At 73.6% G+C, this 15,300-nt stretch carries 13 protein-coding genes; all 13 read right to left on the bottom strand.

Going from position 1 to position 15,300, the window contains the following annotated elements:
• Nucleotides 1-23: 23 nt before the first annotated feature.
• The 13 genes from ABD481_RS03755 to ABD481_RS03695 all read right to left on the bottom strand — a co-directional run bounded on the left by ABD481_RS03755 (nucleotide 24) and on the right by ABD481_RS03695 (nucleotide 15,299).
• Nucleotides 24-3,044, bottom strand: coding sequence for a putative baseplate assembly protein (locus ABD481_RS03755; protein WP_344664073.1), 3,021 nt, complete (start codon nucleotides 3,042-3,044; stop codon nucleotides 24-26).
• Nucleotides 3,041-3,412, bottom strand: a complete 372-nt coding sequence (locus tag ABD481_RS03750) for a GPW/gp25 family protein (protein WP_344664072.1) — start codon at nucleotides 3,410-3,412, stop codon at nucleotides 3,041-3,043. The genes ABD481_RS03755 and ABD481_RS03750 overlap by 4 nt, the downstream gene beginning before the upstream one ends.
• A 14-nt stretch (nucleotides 3,413-3,426) precedes the next feature.
• Nucleotides 3,427-3,774 (bottom strand): hypothetical protein, encoded by a 348-nt coding sequence (locus tag ABD481_RS03745; RefSeq protein ID WP_344664071.1) that lies wholly within the window; start codon nucleotides 3,772-3,774, stop codon nucleotides 3,427-3,429.
• A 10-nt stretch (nucleotides 3,775-3,784) separates the two neighbouring features.
• Nucleotides 3,785-4,315, bottom strand: coding sequence for a phage baseplate assembly protein V (locus ABD481_RS03740; protein WP_344664070.1), 531 nt, complete (start codon nucleotides 4,313-4,315; stop codon nucleotides 3,785-3,787).
• A complete protein-coding gene (locus ABD481_RS03735; RefSeq protein ID WP_344664069.1) occupies nucleotides 4,312-5,433 on the bottom strand; it encodes a hypothetical protein in 1,122 nt (373 codons plus the stop codon). The genes ABD481_RS03740 and ABD481_RS03735 overlap by 4 nt, the downstream gene beginning before the upstream one ends.
• Nucleotides 5,426-5,803: a LysM domain-containing protein gene (locus ABD481_RS03730; RefSeq protein WP_344664068.1), complete on the bottom strand. Its 378-nt coding sequence runs from the start codon at nucleotides 5,801-5,803 to the stop codon at nucleotides 5,426-5,428. The genes ABD481_RS03735 and ABD481_RS03730 overlap by 8 nt, the downstream gene beginning before the upstream one ends.
• Nucleotides 5,804-5,820: 17 nt before the next feature.
• Nucleotides 5,821-6,453 (bottom strand): hypothetical protein, encoded by a 633-nt coding sequence (locus ABD481_RS03725; protein ID WP_344664067.1) that lies wholly within the window; start codon nucleotides 6,451-6,453, stop codon nucleotides 5,821-5,823.
• Nucleotides 6,454-6,526: 73 nt separating this feature from the next.
• Nucleotides 6,527-9,382: an eCIS core domain-containing protein gene (locus tag ABD481_RS03720; RefSeq protein ID WP_344664066.1), complete on the bottom strand. Its 2,856-nt coding sequence runs from the start codon at nucleotides 9,380-9,382 to the stop codon at nucleotides 6,527-6,529.
• The gene (locus ABD481_RS03715) at nucleotides 9,379-9,699 is read right to left on the bottom strand and encodes a hypothetical protein (protein ID WP_344664065.1); all 321 of its coding nucleotides are present in this window, start codon (nucleotides 9,697-9,699) and stop codon (nucleotides 9,379-9,381) included. Before ABD481_RS03715 ends, ABD481_RS03720 begins: the two co-directional genes overlap by 4 nt.
• On the bottom strand, nucleotides 9,696-12,074 hold the full coding sequence (locus tag ABD481_RS03710; RefSeq protein ID WP_344664064.1) for an ATP-binding protein: 2,379 nt from the start codon (nucleotides 12,072-12,074) through the stop codon (nucleotides 9,696-9,698). Before ABD481_RS03710 ends, ABD481_RS03715 begins: the two co-directional genes overlap by 4 nt.
• Entirely contained in the window at nucleotides 12,074-13,297 is a 1,224-nt protein-coding gene (locus ABD481_RS03705; RefSeq protein ID WP_344664063.1) for a Pvc16 family protein, read from the bottom strand. Before ABD481_RS03705 ends, ABD481_RS03710 begins: the two co-directional genes overlap by 1 nt.
• On the bottom strand, nucleotides 13,294-14,055 hold the full coding sequence (locus tag ABD481_RS03700) for a hypothetical protein (protein WP_344664062.1): 762 nt from the start codon (nucleotides 14,053-14,055) through the stop codon (nucleotides 13,294-13,296). Before ABD481_RS03700 ends, ABD481_RS03705 begins: the two co-directional genes overlap by 4 nt.
• Before the next feature lie 191 nt (nucleotides 14,056-14,246).
• A complete protein-coding gene (locus ABD481_RS03695) occupies nucleotides 14,247-15,299 on the bottom strand; it encodes a T4 family baseplate hub assembly chaperone (protein WP_344664061.1) in 1,053 nt (350 codons plus the stop codon).
• Nucleotide 15,300 lies beyond the last annotated feature (1 nt).

The raw sequence follows: 15,300 nt of genomic DNA, 5'->3' as shown, positions 1-15,300 counted from the left end.
CGCGCAGCATCCGCAGCGGCAGCTCATCGGCCACCCTCCAGGGTCAGGTCCAGGACGCCGTTCTCGGGGCGGGCCGGGTCGTCGTCGAGCTGCGCCACCTCCAGGGCGCCGATCGGCAGGACGCCGGTGGTCAGCGGGTCGTCGAGGGCGCCGGGCAGGGCGGGGCCGCCAGGTCCGCCGGGTCCGCTGAACAGGCGGGCCAGCCGGGTCACCTCGGCGTGCCGGACCCCGGGCACCGACACGGCGGCGGCGACCAGCCGGCTCGACCGCACCGGGTCGCCGAACACCATGGCGTCCGGCGCGAACAGCGTGGCGAAGGCCTTGCGGACCGCGGCTTCGACGTGCGCCGTGAGGTACTCCGGGGCGACGCCGATCCGCAGCGCGAGGTCGAGCGGGACCAGTTCGGCGCCGAACACCGCCAGGTCGTGGCCGACGCGGCGGTAGCGGAACAGGTCGTGGCGGACGGCGTCCAGCAGATAGGTGGGCGCGGTCTCGGTGCCGAACGCCTCGATCGCCACCTGGGCCTCGTACCAGCTGCCGGTCCAGCGCAGGTCGGCGGCGGCCCGGCGGACCTCGGGGGTGAGCGCGGCGACGGCGGCGTAGTCGGCGGCGGTGACCGCGCGCAGCAGCCGGTGGGTGATCTCGACCGGGGCCAGCTGCCGCACCTGGTCGACCGGTTCGGGATCGACGCCGCCGGCGGCGGGCAGCGGGTTGCGCACCGCCTGGATGGCCCCTTGGCGGGTGGAGCAGAACACGATGAGGCTGATCGCTTCGGCGCCGACGTTGCCGGTGCGTCCGTTGCCCACGCGGTAGCGCGCCTGCGCCTGGACCCCGGGAGCGTCGGCGGCCGGGAAGGCGGCGCCGTTGCGGCCGTCGCCGAACCGCAGCCACAGGACTCCGTCGTCGTCGGTCTCGCCGACGAAGGCGCGGTCGCCCGGGCCGCTGTCGAGCAGGTCGCGCAACGGCAACCAGTCGTGGCCGTCCTGGTCGGTCAGGCGGACGGCGGGCAGGGCCGCGCGCGGATCCTGCGCGGTCGCCCCGGACGCCGGTCCCCGGAACGCCGGGCTGTCCTCCCGCAGCGCGGTGCGCTCCGGCTCGCCCCAGCTCTGCCCGATCTCCCAGCCCTCGGCGTCGAAGCGCAGGACGTAGCCGGCGCGCGCCCGGCGCACCAGGTCGGTCCAGCGCGCGAGTTTGGCCGCCAGCAGTTCGTCGAACCGGGCCAGCAGGGTGCGCAGCGCCTGGTCCGGCTGGGTGTCGAGCTGGAACCGGGTGAGGACGTCCGCGCCGAAGACGGTGGCCAGGTAGGCGCGGTCGTCAGGGTCGAGCGTGCCGGGCGCGGGCGCGGGTGCGGACCTGGGCGTGGATCTGGGCGTGGGTGCGGACGTGGGTGCGGACCCGGGTGCGGACCCGGGTGCGGACACCGTGCCCAGGCTCCGCCAGATCGCGGTGATCCGGGCGCGGGCCCGGGCCGGCAGCCCGAGCAGCCACGCGGCCTGGGCCGTGGCGACGGTCTCCGCGGCCGGGAAAGGCGTGCTCTGCGATACCGGCCACTTCCGCAGCGCCGGCGCGAAACGCAGCGGGAGCGGCGGATACGCCGGGCGGGCGTCGACCGGATCGTCGTCGGGGCAGCCGAAGCAGGACGGCGGCGGGCAGCCGGACTCCCGGGGCGGCGCCTCGGGGACGTCGATCGGCTCCGGCGGCTGGAGGCACCAGTCGATGGCCTGGCCGTGCTCCACGAGGACCACGTTGCCGCGCGCGACCCCGACTTCCAGGTCGGCGCAGCGGGGTCCGCCTTTGCTGGTCACGCACAGCGGGAAGGCCAGGGCGTCCTCACGGGCCCAGGCGACGCGCAGGATCGGCTGCTCGTAGAGACGGTCCACGTCCGGGGTCACGGAGGTCAGCCGCACGGCCTGCCGGTGGGTGCGGTCGGCGTCGGCGGCCTCGCCGGTCCGGGCGCCGAGGATCTCCTCGAACACGACGACGTCGCCGGGCCGCAGACGCAGGATCCGTTGAGAGGGGTCGCAGCCGGGCGCGCCGTCGACGAACACCGCGTCGGTCGTCCCGGCCGGCAGGCAGCACTCGGCGTCGCCCCACGTCCACAGATGGATCGTGCTGTGCTCCCGATACAGCTCGACGTCCTCGGCGACCACGGGTTCGAACACCTGGTACGGCGGCAGGTTCCGCCGCCCCAGCTCCGTGCCGAGCACCGCCGGAGCGCCGCCGGGCAGCGCGCTCGGCGGCAGCGTCGCGAACCGGAAGTCGCCGGCCGGGAGCGTCAGGTCCTCGTCGGTCTCCAGGCAGACCCAGGCGCGCGCCGTGCAGCCGTCGTGCATGGCGTAGTCGACCAGCCGCGCGTGGCGCCGCACCGAGGTGCGCAGCCGCGCGGTGTCCAGGTAGGCCTCGGTGGCCACCGCGTCCTGCCGGTAGCTGAGCCGGTCGCCTTCGTAGGCGAGCAGCTCGACCAGGGCGATCCCCAGGTCCGGCACATGCCGCTCGACCCAGTCCGGCACGGTGAGGCTGAGCCGGTCCAGCAGCAGCTGGCGGAAGCTGTCGTAGTCCTTGGCGAGGTAGTCGATCTCGACGGCCGCGCCGTCCGCCGGCGCGCAGCCGGTGCCCGCGGAGCAGCACGCCTGCGCGCAGTCGAGTCCCGCGCACTCCGGCCGGAAGCTGAAGTCCACGCTGTCGTAGCGGGGGTCGAAGCCCGGATAGGGATCGGTTCCCGGGCCGCCGAGCGGATCGGCCGCCACCACGCTCAGCCGGTACGCCGACAGGTCGCCCCACCGGTCCACGGTGAGCTCCATACGGCTCTCCAGCTGCGGATCGACCGCGGTCGACCGCGAGGCCGTCAGGACCTTGACACCGGTGACCCGGCGGCCGCCGTCGACGCGGAAGTTCGCCGGTCCCAGGCCCTCGGGCGCCGGGCCCAGGAAGCTGACGGTGAGCCGCCGGCTGCCGTCGGCGTCCTCGACCGTGTCCACGCTGTCCAGCCCGAACAGGCCGCTGTGCCGCACCTTGACCCGGCGCAGCTCGTCGGCGCACGTCATTGCGCCACGCTCCCCTCGATGACGTCGGTGCGCACCTCGCCGGTGGCCACGAGCAGGTACCGCACCTCGATCCGCAGCGTGCTGTCCTCGGCCTCGACCTGGAGCGAGTCGACGACGATCACGTCGCCGAGCCAGCGGTGCAGCGCCCCGGCGGCGGAGACCTGGAGCGCCGCGGCCAGCTCCACGCTGTCGGGTTCGAAGACCAGGTCGAGCAGGCCGCAGCCGAAGTCGGGGCGGTTCACCCGCTCCCCCGGCGTGGTGAACAGCACCTGCTCGATCATCTGCCGGACGTGGTCCGGGTAGGCGGCGGCCGCGGTGCGGCCCCGGGCGTCGATGCGGAAGGGGAAGTCGATGTCCGTCCTGGCCATCCCGTGCACTCCGTTCACCGCGCCGCGACCGACAGCTGCATCGCCACCACCAGCGGCGGCACCGGGGTGGCCGAGCCCACGCAGGACCCGCCGCCGGGCACCGGCGGGGGCAGCGGCGGCGGCGCCTGGGTGAGCAGCGGCTGGTTGTGGATCAAGACGTTCGGGCTGATGTTCAGCCAGGTGACCGTCAGGCACGGCGGCGTCGCGGCGCAGCCGGCGACGGTCATCTGGTTGCCCGTGGTGACCAGCGGCGCCGAGGGGCTGCCGACGAACACCGAGGGCGGGCCGGCCGGGACGATCGTCACCAGCCCGCCGTGCGGACAGTGCATCTCCATGCCGATGTGCAGAGCCAGACCGGGCATCGCTCCCCCTCTATTCCAGGACCGTCAGGGCGCCGTTGTTGATGATCACCGAAGTGCCGGCCAGCCGGATGCTGGCCAGCCCGGGGCCGCAGGACAGCTCGATCCCGGCCTCGCTGAGCTTGATGTAGGGGCCGGCCTGGCCCCGCAGTTGCAGCCGGATCCCGCCGGTGGGCTCGGAGGCGTCGGTGAGCAGCACGTAGTTGCCGCCCGGGGTGCTGAGCACCACCTGCGGCACCTCCGGCGGCACCATCGAGGCCACCGGCGGCTGCTCGATCGTGCCGCCGCGCCAGAACCCGGTCCACACCGCCCGGTTGACGTCGCCGTCCTCGAACTTGATCCAGACCCCGGAGTTCACCATCGGCACCACGTGCATGCCGGCGAGCGCGTACTGCGGGATGGCCCAGATGCACGGATCGTCGCCGAGGACGTCGTCGACCCGGACCATGATCCGGTTCTGCTGCATCGGGTCGAAGTTCGACACCACCACGCCGCGGTAGAGGTCCTTGAAGTCCGGTGCGCGGTCCGCGTCGGCCGCTGTCATGGGATCACCCGATCGGAGAAGGGGACGAAGCCGTCCCGGGCCAGACTGAAGTCCTGCTTGTACTCGCCGCGCCGGATCTCGTGGGTGACGCTGCGCACGTAGTAGAAGCCGTCGTAGGCCGGTCCGGCGCCCCGCACGCCGACGATCCCGCGCGGCGCCAGCACCCGTCCGTAGCGCAGCACGTCCAGCCGGCCCTGCCCGGTGACGCAGTCGGCCGAGGCGGCGGTCACGCTCACCGCCTTCAGCATCGCGTCCGGGAGCGAGCGGTCGGTCAGCTTCACGATCGGCTGCTGGCGCAGCGCCACCGCCGGCCGCACCGCCAGCGGCGGTTTCAGCAGGCTGACGCTCGGCACCGGCACGTCGATGCCCAGCTTGGTGGTCGGCTCGGTCACCCGCACCGTGTACTGGGTCCGGGCCAGGCCGTCGAAGCTGAACGACAGCGACTCGACGTTGTCCGCCGGGCCGGAGTTCACGGTCAGCGCCGGCTGCGGCACGCCGACCCGGATCTCCGGGCCCCAGTAGCCGATGCTGGCGCCCGGCACCGGGCCGGGGACCAGGTAGAACGCGTAGCCGACCTCGTCGGCGAGGCTGCGCACGTACTCCAGGTCGGTGGCGGACTGCACCGGGATCTGGTCCAGCGGGTTCGGCACGGTGAACACCACCGGCGGGATCGCGGCCGGCACGATGCCGTACTTCACGTACTTCAGCAGCACCGTCATGACCCGGACGTTGTGCGGCATCGCCGGGTAGCAGGCGTGCTCGGTGCGCAGGTCCATCAGCAGCGTCAGGTCCTCGCCGGTGACGGTCAGCGTCGAGGAGCCCGGCGTCGGGCTCGGGCTGAGCTCGTGCCGGGTGATCACGCCGTCGATCAGCACCTCCGGCACCCCGGACACGATCGCCGTCACGATCACCCGCCGCGGCGGGTCCAGCAGCCCGGCCGGCAGCAGCGCCTGGGTGATCACCGACTGCTTGCTCACCGCGAAGGTCAGCTGGAACCCGCTGCGGGACCCGGCGCTCGCGGTCACCTGCACCGACTGCAACGCGTCCACCAGCGGCTGCGGCGCGGGCGCGGTGACCACGTCGCCGAGCTGGAGCAGCAGCTGGATGCTCCTAGCCATGCGCGGCCCCCGGCATCCCGGGCAGGCCCGACATCCCCGAAGGGCCCGCGCCCGGCGCGCCCAGCGCCGCCGCGTTCGCGCCCAGCGAGGCCGGGAGCGTGATCCGCAGCCGCCGCCCGGGCACCGCGAGCACGCCGGGATCGACGGCCCGGTTCGCGTCGGCGAGCTGCCAGGCCAGCTCGGCCGCGCCCAGTTCGGTGAACGCGATGGTGTCCAGCCGCTCCCCCGGCACCACCGCGTGCTCGCGCAGCAGCGTCAGGTCCTCCGGCTTGGGCACGAACCGCCGCCGGACGTAGGTCACGGACCGTCCGTCCGGCAGCTGCGCGGTGGCCGTCGGCAACCCCCAGTACCGGCTGGTGATCGTGAACACGGCAGACTCCTTTCGGCTCAGACCCGGGGCGTGCCCAGGCTGGAGATCGGGTTGCTGACGGCCTGGGCGAACGCCTCCTTGCGGCCCTGGTAGGTGAGGTAGAGGACGCCGCCGTGGTGGGTGTGTCCGAGGTCGTCGACGGTCAGCACCCGCACGCCCACACTGACCTTGGCCCGCACCGGGTCCAGCGCCTGGTCGAAGAACTCCTCGACCACGCTGAACTCGGTGATCTGCACCGGCACCACCCGCTTGGGGCCCAGCACCAGCACGGTCAGCGGCGACTCGGCCGGCGCGACCTCCAGCACCCCGGCCCCGGCCAGCGCGTTCTCGTACTGCAAGGCGGCGACCGTCGGATACATGCTGAGTTCGAGCGCCGACAGCACCGGATACAGCCCGTCGGGATACTTGTCCGGCTCGGCGGTCGCGTCGAACTCGGCGTCGAACTTGAACGACTCGTGCGCCGGTCCTTTGAGGCGCAGGGCTTCCAGACGGTCGCCGGGCTCCTTGCCGATGCCCTGCGGCGTCAGGGTGCGGGTGAGGGTGTCGGGGTTGTACTGGAACGGGATCGTCTTGCGGACGGTGCCCAGGGCCGGATCGACGAACACGAAGCCGCCGCGGACGGGGATGAGGGATTCGGGGAACGCGCTCATTCGGGGTTCCTGCCGATCGGGGAGGTGGTCGGGGCGGGCTGTGCGGTCGGCGAGGGCTGTGAAACGGGCACGGTCATGGCTTGCTCCCGGCCGAGGACTTCGTGCTCTGCTGCTCGAAGGAGGCGCTCAGGTCGTCCTCGATGAGGGGGGAGGACCCGACCAGGTCGCCGTCGAGGTCGTACAGCGGGTATCCGGCAGCGATCTGGACCCGCCAATGGCCACCGGACCTGGACAGCGGGGTGATGCTCACCACGGCGATGCGGGCATTGCCGGCGGCGTTCCTGAGCACGAGATAGCCCTTCGCCGGGGCCGGCGGCTTCCAGTCCGCCGGGGTGCTGAACGCGGAGCGACCGCCCGCCGGGATGTTCTGGCTCTTGAGGAACACCGCCAGCTGCCGGGCCAGGGCCGGGTTCTTCGCCGGAGTCGGCGCCGCCTGTCCGGCGGCGGACTTGCCGGCCGGACCGGGGCCGGCGGCGGCTTTGCCCTGGTTTTTGGCCTGGTCTTTCCCCTGTCCCTTCGGCTGGTCCTTCGGCCGGCCCGCTGCCTGCTCGGTTGCCGCATCGGTCCCCTGCTGTCCGGCCGCCTTCTTGCGGCGGGACGGAAGCTGCGGCAGCGCCTTCTGCAGCGAGGCCACCACGTCGTCGATCGTCTTGTCCTTCGCCGGGACCACATGGGCCGCGATCTCGGCGACGTCGGCCTCGGTAAGCGGTGGCTGGATCGCCGCGATCGCCGCCGACAGCTTCGCGACCGCCACCGCGTCCAGGCGGGGCCCGTCCTCGCCGCCGGTCAGGGCCTTGATGACGGCCTGGGTGTCGGCGGGCTTCGCGGCCAGGGCGTCGGCCGCCGCCGGGTCGGCCTGGCTCGGCGCGGTGCCCGCGGCCCCGCCGCCGCGGGCCTTCGCCTCGGCCAGCTGGCGCTTCAGGTTCTCGGCGAGGATCGGGTAGTTCGGCAGCCCTTGGCGGTTCGCGTCGGACACCTGGATCAGTTCGTGGATCTCTTCCTCGGTGAACTCGTCGCTGTGCGCGGCGATCTCCTTGATCAGCTGGTTGGCCAGCTCCTGCTGGACCTTCGTGCCGCCGCCGCCCTTGGCGGCGGTGCGCAGCGCCTCGGCCAGCGCGGGGTTGTTCTTGATCGCCGCCTTGACGTCGTCGGGAACCGGGTTCCCGTGGTCGGCGGCGGACTTGAAGAAGGTCTCCAGGGGATCCTCACCCTCCAGACCGACATGGGCCTCGGCGCCCTCGGCGATGAGGACGATCGACACGATCACGGTGGCGTAGGCGAGGACCCGGCCGCCGATGATCTTCTTCAGGCTCTGCTTGGCCGCGGCACCGCCGAAGGCCACGGCGAGCGAGGTCGCCAGCACCACGAGCGCGGCGATCGGCAGCACCTCGTCCGGCTTCGGGGCCGGGGTCGGGCTCGGCTTCGGCCGCGGGCGGATCGGGATGGGCGGCGAGAGGGGCCGCTCGCCCGGGCCGCGGTCCGGGGCGGGGTTCGGGTTCGGGTTCGGGTCCGGGTCCGGTTTCGGCGCGGGCTTGGGGTCGGGCTTGGGTTCCGGCTTGGGCTCGGGCTGGGGGTCCGGCTTCGGATCCGGCTTGGGCTCGGGCTTCGGCTCGGGCTTGACCTCGGGCTTGACCTCCGGCTCGCCTTCCGGCTCGGTCTCGGGCCTGGTGTCCTTGGCCCGCTCCGGCTGCCGCTGCTCGTTCGGGTCGAAGACGGGCGGCGGCCGGTCCCGCTCCTTCTCGCGCTGCTTCTCCCGCTCCTTCTTGTCCTCCTTCTCGTCGTCCTTCTTGCGGCACTTGCACTTCTTGTACAGCTGCGACCACGGCGGCTGGCAGAAGTAGAGATACAGCCCCGGCTCCCCGAGCCGGGTGAACAGCATCTGCGCCATGCACTCCGGGTCGACCGCGTTCGGGTTGGGGAAGAACGTCGGCGGCACGTCCAGCGTCAGCAGCTCGAACGTCGAGTTCGGGTACGCGTTCCGGATGATCGGCTCGACCGTCTTGAGCTTGGCCTCGCCGTCGCTGCGGCCCTTGTCGTTGTCCGGCTTGATCTCCCCGATCGCCAGGCCGGTCGGCGTCGCCAGGACGATGTCGGGCCGGATGTCGCCCAGCAGCGAGCTGATCGCCAGCTCCAGGTGGAGCGAGAGCCGGTACTTGGCGCCGTGCTTGGCCAGCAGCGCCGCGCCGATCAGGCGGTGCGCCTCGTTGCCGATGTTCAGGTAGCGCTGCTCCGGCGGGTCCTGGCGGCACACGCCGCATCCGCCGTTCGCCTCCCGCTGCACCCGCATCGCCGAGGTCCGCCCGGAGATCGCGATCGGGGCCGGTTCCCCGGCCAGGACCCGGTCCGCGGTCCGGTCCGCCTCCCGCTCCTCGGCGGTGTCCGGGGCCCCGACCTCCAGCTTCGTGGCCAGGCCCGCCACGCCGTTCTGCTGCTGCACGGTGTGCGTCAGCTCGTGGGCCAGCAGCCGGAGACCGTCAGAGGTGCCCGGGGCGTAGGTCCCGCTGCCGAAGACGATGTGGCTGCCGACGGTGTAGGCGCGGGCTTGGACGGCTGCCGCGGAGGCGGCCGCACGGCTGTCGGTGTGGACGCGCACGCCGCTGAAATCCCGGCCGAAGCGCGGTTCGAGCATCCGGCGTGCGCCGCTGTCCAGCGGTGCGCCGGACGAGCCGAGCACCTCGTGGACGATCGCGGGGGCGAACGCCGGTCCGGCGGAGGTCGCGCTGCGCTGGAGGCCGCCGTGTTCGTCCTCGTTGTCGCAGGCGCAGGGGACGCCGCCGCAGCGTTGCAGGATCCCGCCGAGTCCGGACTCGAACCCGAATCCGGACTCGGGCCCGGAGGCCGACTGCTTGCGCGCCAGGCCGGCGGCGTCGGTCGCCGCTTCGGCCTGGGGCGCCGCGGGCTCGGCGCGGGCGACGCGCTGGTGGGTCATGGGGTCCGCCCCCTGCCTGCGGGCGGCGAGGACGGCGCGAGACCGGCGATGCGAGCGACTCCGCCGAACACCGCGCGCGCGATCCCGGTGCCGATGCCCGTCGCGCTGTCGGCAGCGTGGTCGCTCGTGGCTCGGCTGTCGGGCGCGGGGGCGCGGACGCCGAGTCGGCGTCGCCGGGCGTCCTGCCAGGTCGCGTTGCCTGCGTCGGAGGCCAGCCGTTCCAGCTCGGCCGCCAACGCGACCTGGATGTCAGCGGCCTGGCGCGGATCGGCGACGCCGTCCAGGAGCACGCGCTCGATGTGCAGCTCGATCCTCACGCGGTCGGGGCTCCTTCCAGCGGGTCCGGCATACTCGCGGCAGTCGCTGCACTGGCAGCGGTCGCCGCTGTCGGAGCAGTCGGAGCTGTCGGAGCTGTCGGAGTAGTCGGAGTAGTCGGAGCCGTCGGGTCGGCCGCGGCGCCGTCCCACACGAACGCCCGCTCCGGCACCGGCAGCTCCAGCTTCTGGAACTCGCCGCGAGCCGCCGACAACACGTGCGGCATCCCGATCGGGGCATCCGCCGCGGCTGCCAGGAACGCCGCGTTGAGCGCGATGTTGCGGATCATGCCGCCGCTGGTCTGAAGCCGAGCGAGCCGGTCCAGGTCCAGGTCGCCGCGCGGCGCCGCCGCCGGGAACGACTTCTCCCAGATCGCGCGGCGGTGCTCGACACCGGGGAACTCGAACTCGACGACAAAGCGCAGCCGGCGAAGGAACGCGTCGTCCAGCGCCGAGCGCAGGTTGGTCGCCAGCACCGCCAGCCCGCGATAGGCCTCCATGCGCTGCAACAGATAGTTGACCTCGATGTTGGCGTAGCGGTCGTGCGAGTCCTTGACCTCGCTGCGCTTGCCGAACAGGGCGTCGGCCTCGTCGAAGAACAGGATCGCGCCGCCGCCCTCGGCGGCGTCGAAGACCCGGCGCAGGTTCTTCTCCGTCTCGCCGATGTACTTGCTCACCACCGCCGACAGGTCGATCCGGTAGAGGTCCAGGTCCAGCTCGTGGGCCAGGACCTCGGCCGCCATCGTCTTGCCCGAGCCGCTGGGCCCGGCGAACAGCGCCGCCACGCCCAGCCCGCGGGTGACGCGCTCGGCGAAGCCCCAGGTCTCGTAGACCTTGGTGCGGTGCGCCAGCTGCGCGGCGATCTGTTCCAGCGTCCTGAGTCCCTCGGGCGGCAGCACGATGTCGTCCCACGTGACCTCGGCCGGCAGCCGCTGCGCCATCGCGTCGAGCCGGGGCCGGGTCCGCATCCGGCAGGCCCGCCAGGCCGCCGCCGGATCGCCGCCGGAGGCCGCGGCGGCGCGACGGATGGCCGGCAGGTCCACGCCGAACTGCGCGGCCAGGCCGTCGGCCTGCGGACCGGGCCCGAAAGCGGCGCGCCAGGCCTCGGCGCGCTCGGCGGGGGTCGGCGCGGCGACGTCGAGCGTGACCGAGGCGCGGCCCAGGTCCGGCCAGCTCTCGCGGGCGGCCAGCACGCACATGCCGCCGGCCCGGGACAGGAAGCGCCCCGGACGGGCCTCGCCCGGGACGGTGTCGGCGACGTCCAGGTACAGCGCCAACGGCAGCAGGGCCGATTCGCGCCGCCACAGCCGGGCCAGGTCGTCCAGGGCCGCCGGATCCGACGGCAGCACCCCGGCCGCGAGCCGGAACGCGGTCAGCCCGCTGTCGGCCGCGGCGCGCGCCGTCACCAGCTGCTTGGCCGCGTCGTCGGGGCCGACCAGCTGGACCACCGGCTCGCCGGCCTGCAGCCAGGTGGCGGTGATGTCGTCGGCGACCGCGCGCTGCGACGGCGGCACGTCCTCGGGCGCCACCGGGTCGAGCGGGTCCACCAGCGGGGCCAGCCGGCCGTCGAGGTGGTTCAGGCCCTTGATGCGGTGGACGATCCGCTCGTCGGCGTGCAGCGCGGCGCCGACCAGGCCGTGGCCGGGCCGCGGGGTGATCTCGACCAGGCGCCAGTGGCGCAGGGCGCCGCCGGGCGACAGGACGTCCCAGGCCGGATCCGGCAGGACCGACAGGGCGAGGCCGAAGGTGGGGAACGTCAGGTGCGGGTCGCCCTGGGCGTCGGCGCAGAGCCCGGCGACGGCCGGGTCCAGCTCCATGGCCGCGCAGAGCAGCAGCGTGTCGCGGGCGAAGCGGGAAAGGCCGAGGCGCTCGGCGAGGTCGACGAGGGACGGCCGGGGGGACACCGATTCGGCGGCGCGGACGGCTTGTTCGGCCGCGGCGAGTTCTTCGGGGGCCACGGCGAGGTGGGTGGTGGGGTCGGGGTGGTGGTCGTGGTCTGGGTCGGGGTCGGGGTCGTCGATGGCGCCGGCGAACGTGGGGAGCCCCGACGGCCGCGGCGGCTCAGGACGGCGGAGGAACCAGCTTCGAGCCGGTCGGTCGGGTTCGGCCGCGAATGAAGGTTCTGTTTCGAGCTCGGGCACCCGGCGCTCCGGGGCCGGGGCCCTGGTCGCGACACCGTAGGCCGCCTGCCGAAGCACCAAGCGCAGCCACTCCAGCGACGCCGCCAGGAATCGCGCGTCGGCGTCCTCCTGCGCCCGGACACCGCCTGAGCCGGTGAAGGTGCCGAAGCCGTCAGCGTCGTCAGCGTCGTCGAAGTTCTCGAAGTCGTCGAACCCGTCGGCGTCGTCGGCCGGCGGAACAGGGTGCAGACCGAGCATCAGATCACCGTCACCGCTTGAGTCGGGTCGAAGACCGGCCGCGGCCCGGACCGGTCGATCAGGAGGCTGTCGACGCCGCCGACGCGCAGCCGGATCAGGTGTTCGCCCGGCGTGGCGTCCGGCACGGTGAACCGCAGGTGCGTCCCGGCCCCGAGCGGATCGGGCGCGACGGCGCGGCCGTCGAAGATCAGGAACACCGGCTGCCCGGACAGCGCCGCGGGGGTGTAGACGACGTCGACGACCGCGCTGCCGTCGGCGGCGCGCGAGACCGAGGCCGGCAGGCTGGTGATGGTCGGCGCGACCGGCAGCGCCGTCTCGTTCGTGACGGTGACGACCTGGCGCGGCGTCCCGTCCTCGACGACGGTGCCGGTCAGCTCCAGCCCGGCCGACCACAGCCCGGCCGGGATCCCGGCCGCGCCGAGCGTGAACCGGGCCTCGTCCGGGGTCAGCGCGCCGGCCGGCACCGGCACCAGGACCGGGTCCGCCAGCAGCGGATGGCTGAGCCGCACCCGGGCGGAGTCGGCCGCCAGCCCGCTGCCGCGTAGCACGACCTGCTCGCCGAGCCGGGCCGCCGGCTGGTTGAGCGGCGGCACGGCGGCGTCCAGGACCGGCAGCCCGAGCGGCACCGCGCCGAGCGCGGCCGGACCCCGGTCGTCCCGTCCGCGCCGCAGCACCGGGACCGGGGCCTTCGGCACGCGATGGCTGTCGATCAGCACCGCGCGCACCTCGTAGGCCACCGACATCCGGTACGGCGTCTGGAACGCCGACCACAGCGAGTAGATGTCCTTCTCCCCCAGCGGCTGCCAGGTGATCCGGATCCGGTCGAGCTGCTCGGCGGCGTTGCTGTCCGGCGCGAACGCGCTCAGCTCGCCCCGCTGGAGCACCGGGTTGTCGTTGAGCACCCGGACGGCCCGGGCCAGCATCTTGTGCGCGACGCTGTCGGGGTCGCGCCGTACAAAAGGGGTGAGGAGGTAGTGCAGCACCAGCGGGAACGGCTGGTCCCCGGTCTCGCCGGGCGCCAGGTCCAGCCGGTCGGCGTTGCGCAGATCGCCGTCGACGTCGGCCTGGAACAGGTACAGGTTCACCAGCTTGTCGGCACCGCCGGCGGCCAGCTCGTTCGGCGGCTTGGTGTCCACCCCGGCGCCGCCGATGTCGGCCAGCGCACCGAGGATCAGACCACTGAGAGTCTTGGTGACGGCCGCGATCACGTTCTCGTCGCTCATCGGCGCTCCCCTCCCGATCGGCCGCGCAGGTAGTCCTCCAGGCTCAGCACCGGTCGCCGGTCGGAGCGGTCCTGGCGGTCCTGGCGTTGGTTCTGCTGGCTCTGCTGGTGCGGCGACCGGCCCGGGGCGGCGGATTCGCGGGCCGCGACGACTTCGACGGTGCCGATGGTGATGCGGACGGTCGGCTCGGCGGCCCGGGCGCCGGCGCCGGATCCGGCGCGGTTGCGGGTGGTGGAGGGTGGTGGTGCGGGGGTGCCGGGTGCGGGGAAGGCCGGGGCCGGGGTGGGGGCGAGCGGCTGCACCGGGTGGTCGCGCAGGGGTCTGGGACTTTGGGGTGTCGGGCTGGGGGTGGGGGCGGTTGATGCGTGCGCTGCTGTTGCTGCGGCTGCTGCGGCTGCTGCGGTCGATTGAGTCGATGCGGCCGATGCGGTCGCCGAGTGGTCGTGGTCCGCGTCCGCGGATCCCGCTGTGGCGGCGGCCGAGCGGATGCTTTCGGCTGACCTGGATCGCCCGGTCTGCGCGGCCGAGGCGGCTGGATCGGTGTCCATGGCCTCGGCTGCGGAGCGTGCCTGTGCGCTGCGGTGGGTCTGCGGGGAGAAGGCGGCGTTCGAGGGCAGGTGGCGGGCGTCGGCCTCGGGTGGGAAGGCGCGTGCGGAGAGCAGACGGCCTGGGATTTCGAAGTCCAGGCCGGCTGGATCGCCGGAGGCGGTGGTCGGGTCCGGTGCTCCGAAGGCGGTGCTTGGGGAGGATGCGAGCATCGTGCCGGGGTGGTGGGCGCCGGCCTGGGTGCTGCCGAGGTGCCAGGGTTCGTACAGTGAGCGGATCAGGGGGCGGATTGGCTGTGCGGTGGTGTTTGCGCTGGCGCTTGCACCTGCGCCTGCGCTTGTGCCGCCGCTGACGCCGCTGACGCCGCTGCCGCCACCGCCGAGCAACCTGCCTACGAAGTCGTTCATCCCGCCACCAGCTCCAAGTAGCACTGCCGTCGTGTCGGTCCCACCGCGAGCACCTCGTCCTCGGACCAGCCGTAGGCCGCGGCCAGGGTGTGCACGTCGTGCACGAGCCGGCGCGCGTACGCGTCCACCTCCGCCCACAGGTGCGCGGCGGCGTCGAAGGCCGCGCTCCAGCGGTGGCCGCAGTCCGCGCAGTCCAGGTCCAGGCGGACGTCGGCCTGCGGGTCCTGCTCCGCCAGGGTGCGGGCCAAGGCGTCGAGCACATCGGGCGGCAGGTCTCCGGCGGCCACCGGCTCCCCGTCGCGAGTCGCCGCGGTGACGGTCCGCTCCAGCAACCGCCGTCCCGCGTCCGGGCCGGACTTCGCCCTCCCGGCCCCGACGGCGATGAGGTCCCCGCTGGTGATCAAGCGAAACGCCACCTCGAACCCGTTCACCCGCACGTGGCGGACCGGCTCCACCACCGCACCGACACCCAGCTCGGCCACCGGCACCTCCAGCTCCAACTCCTGCTGACAAGCCGGACAGACAACAACGCACCCGAACACACCGCCGAAGCACTGCCGCCGCAACGCCAGCACGAACCCCTCCCGCACCCCGACCGCCAACCCGGACGCACCCCCCGGATCAGCACCACCGGCAACCGCCAGCAACAAAGCCCGCCGGACCGGATCCAACCCCCGACCGGCCTCCCACAACGCCAACAGACCGGCCTCGGTGAGCAACGGCGGAGATGCGTTGGACGGCACCGACAACTCAGCAGCCGGCGAAACCAGCGCCTCATCAGCCAGCGCGCACGGCTCGACCGCCGACTCCGACAACCCAGCAGCTGGCGAAGCAAGCACCTCATCAGCCAGCACCCGCGCCTCGGCCACCGGCCGCCCCGACAGCCCAGCGTCCGGCAAACCCAGCACCTCGCCAACCGGCGGCAACGGCCTGGCAGGCAGTGCGTGCGCCTCGCCCACCAACAGCGCACCCGTCCCGCTCGCCACCAAGTCCGCCGCCTCCCCGGCGGGCGGCGCCGGAACCGGCGCCGCTGCTCCTCCCGTCGTCATC

It is taken from the genome of Catenulispora yoronensis (assembly GCF_039531695.1).
In the GTDB taxonomy this organism is placed as follows: domain Bacteria; phylum Actinomycetota; class Actinomycetes; order Streptomycetales; family Catenulisporaceae; genus Catenulispora; species Catenulispora yoronensis.
This window is presented reverse-complemented; position numbering and strand designations above follow the sequence as displayed.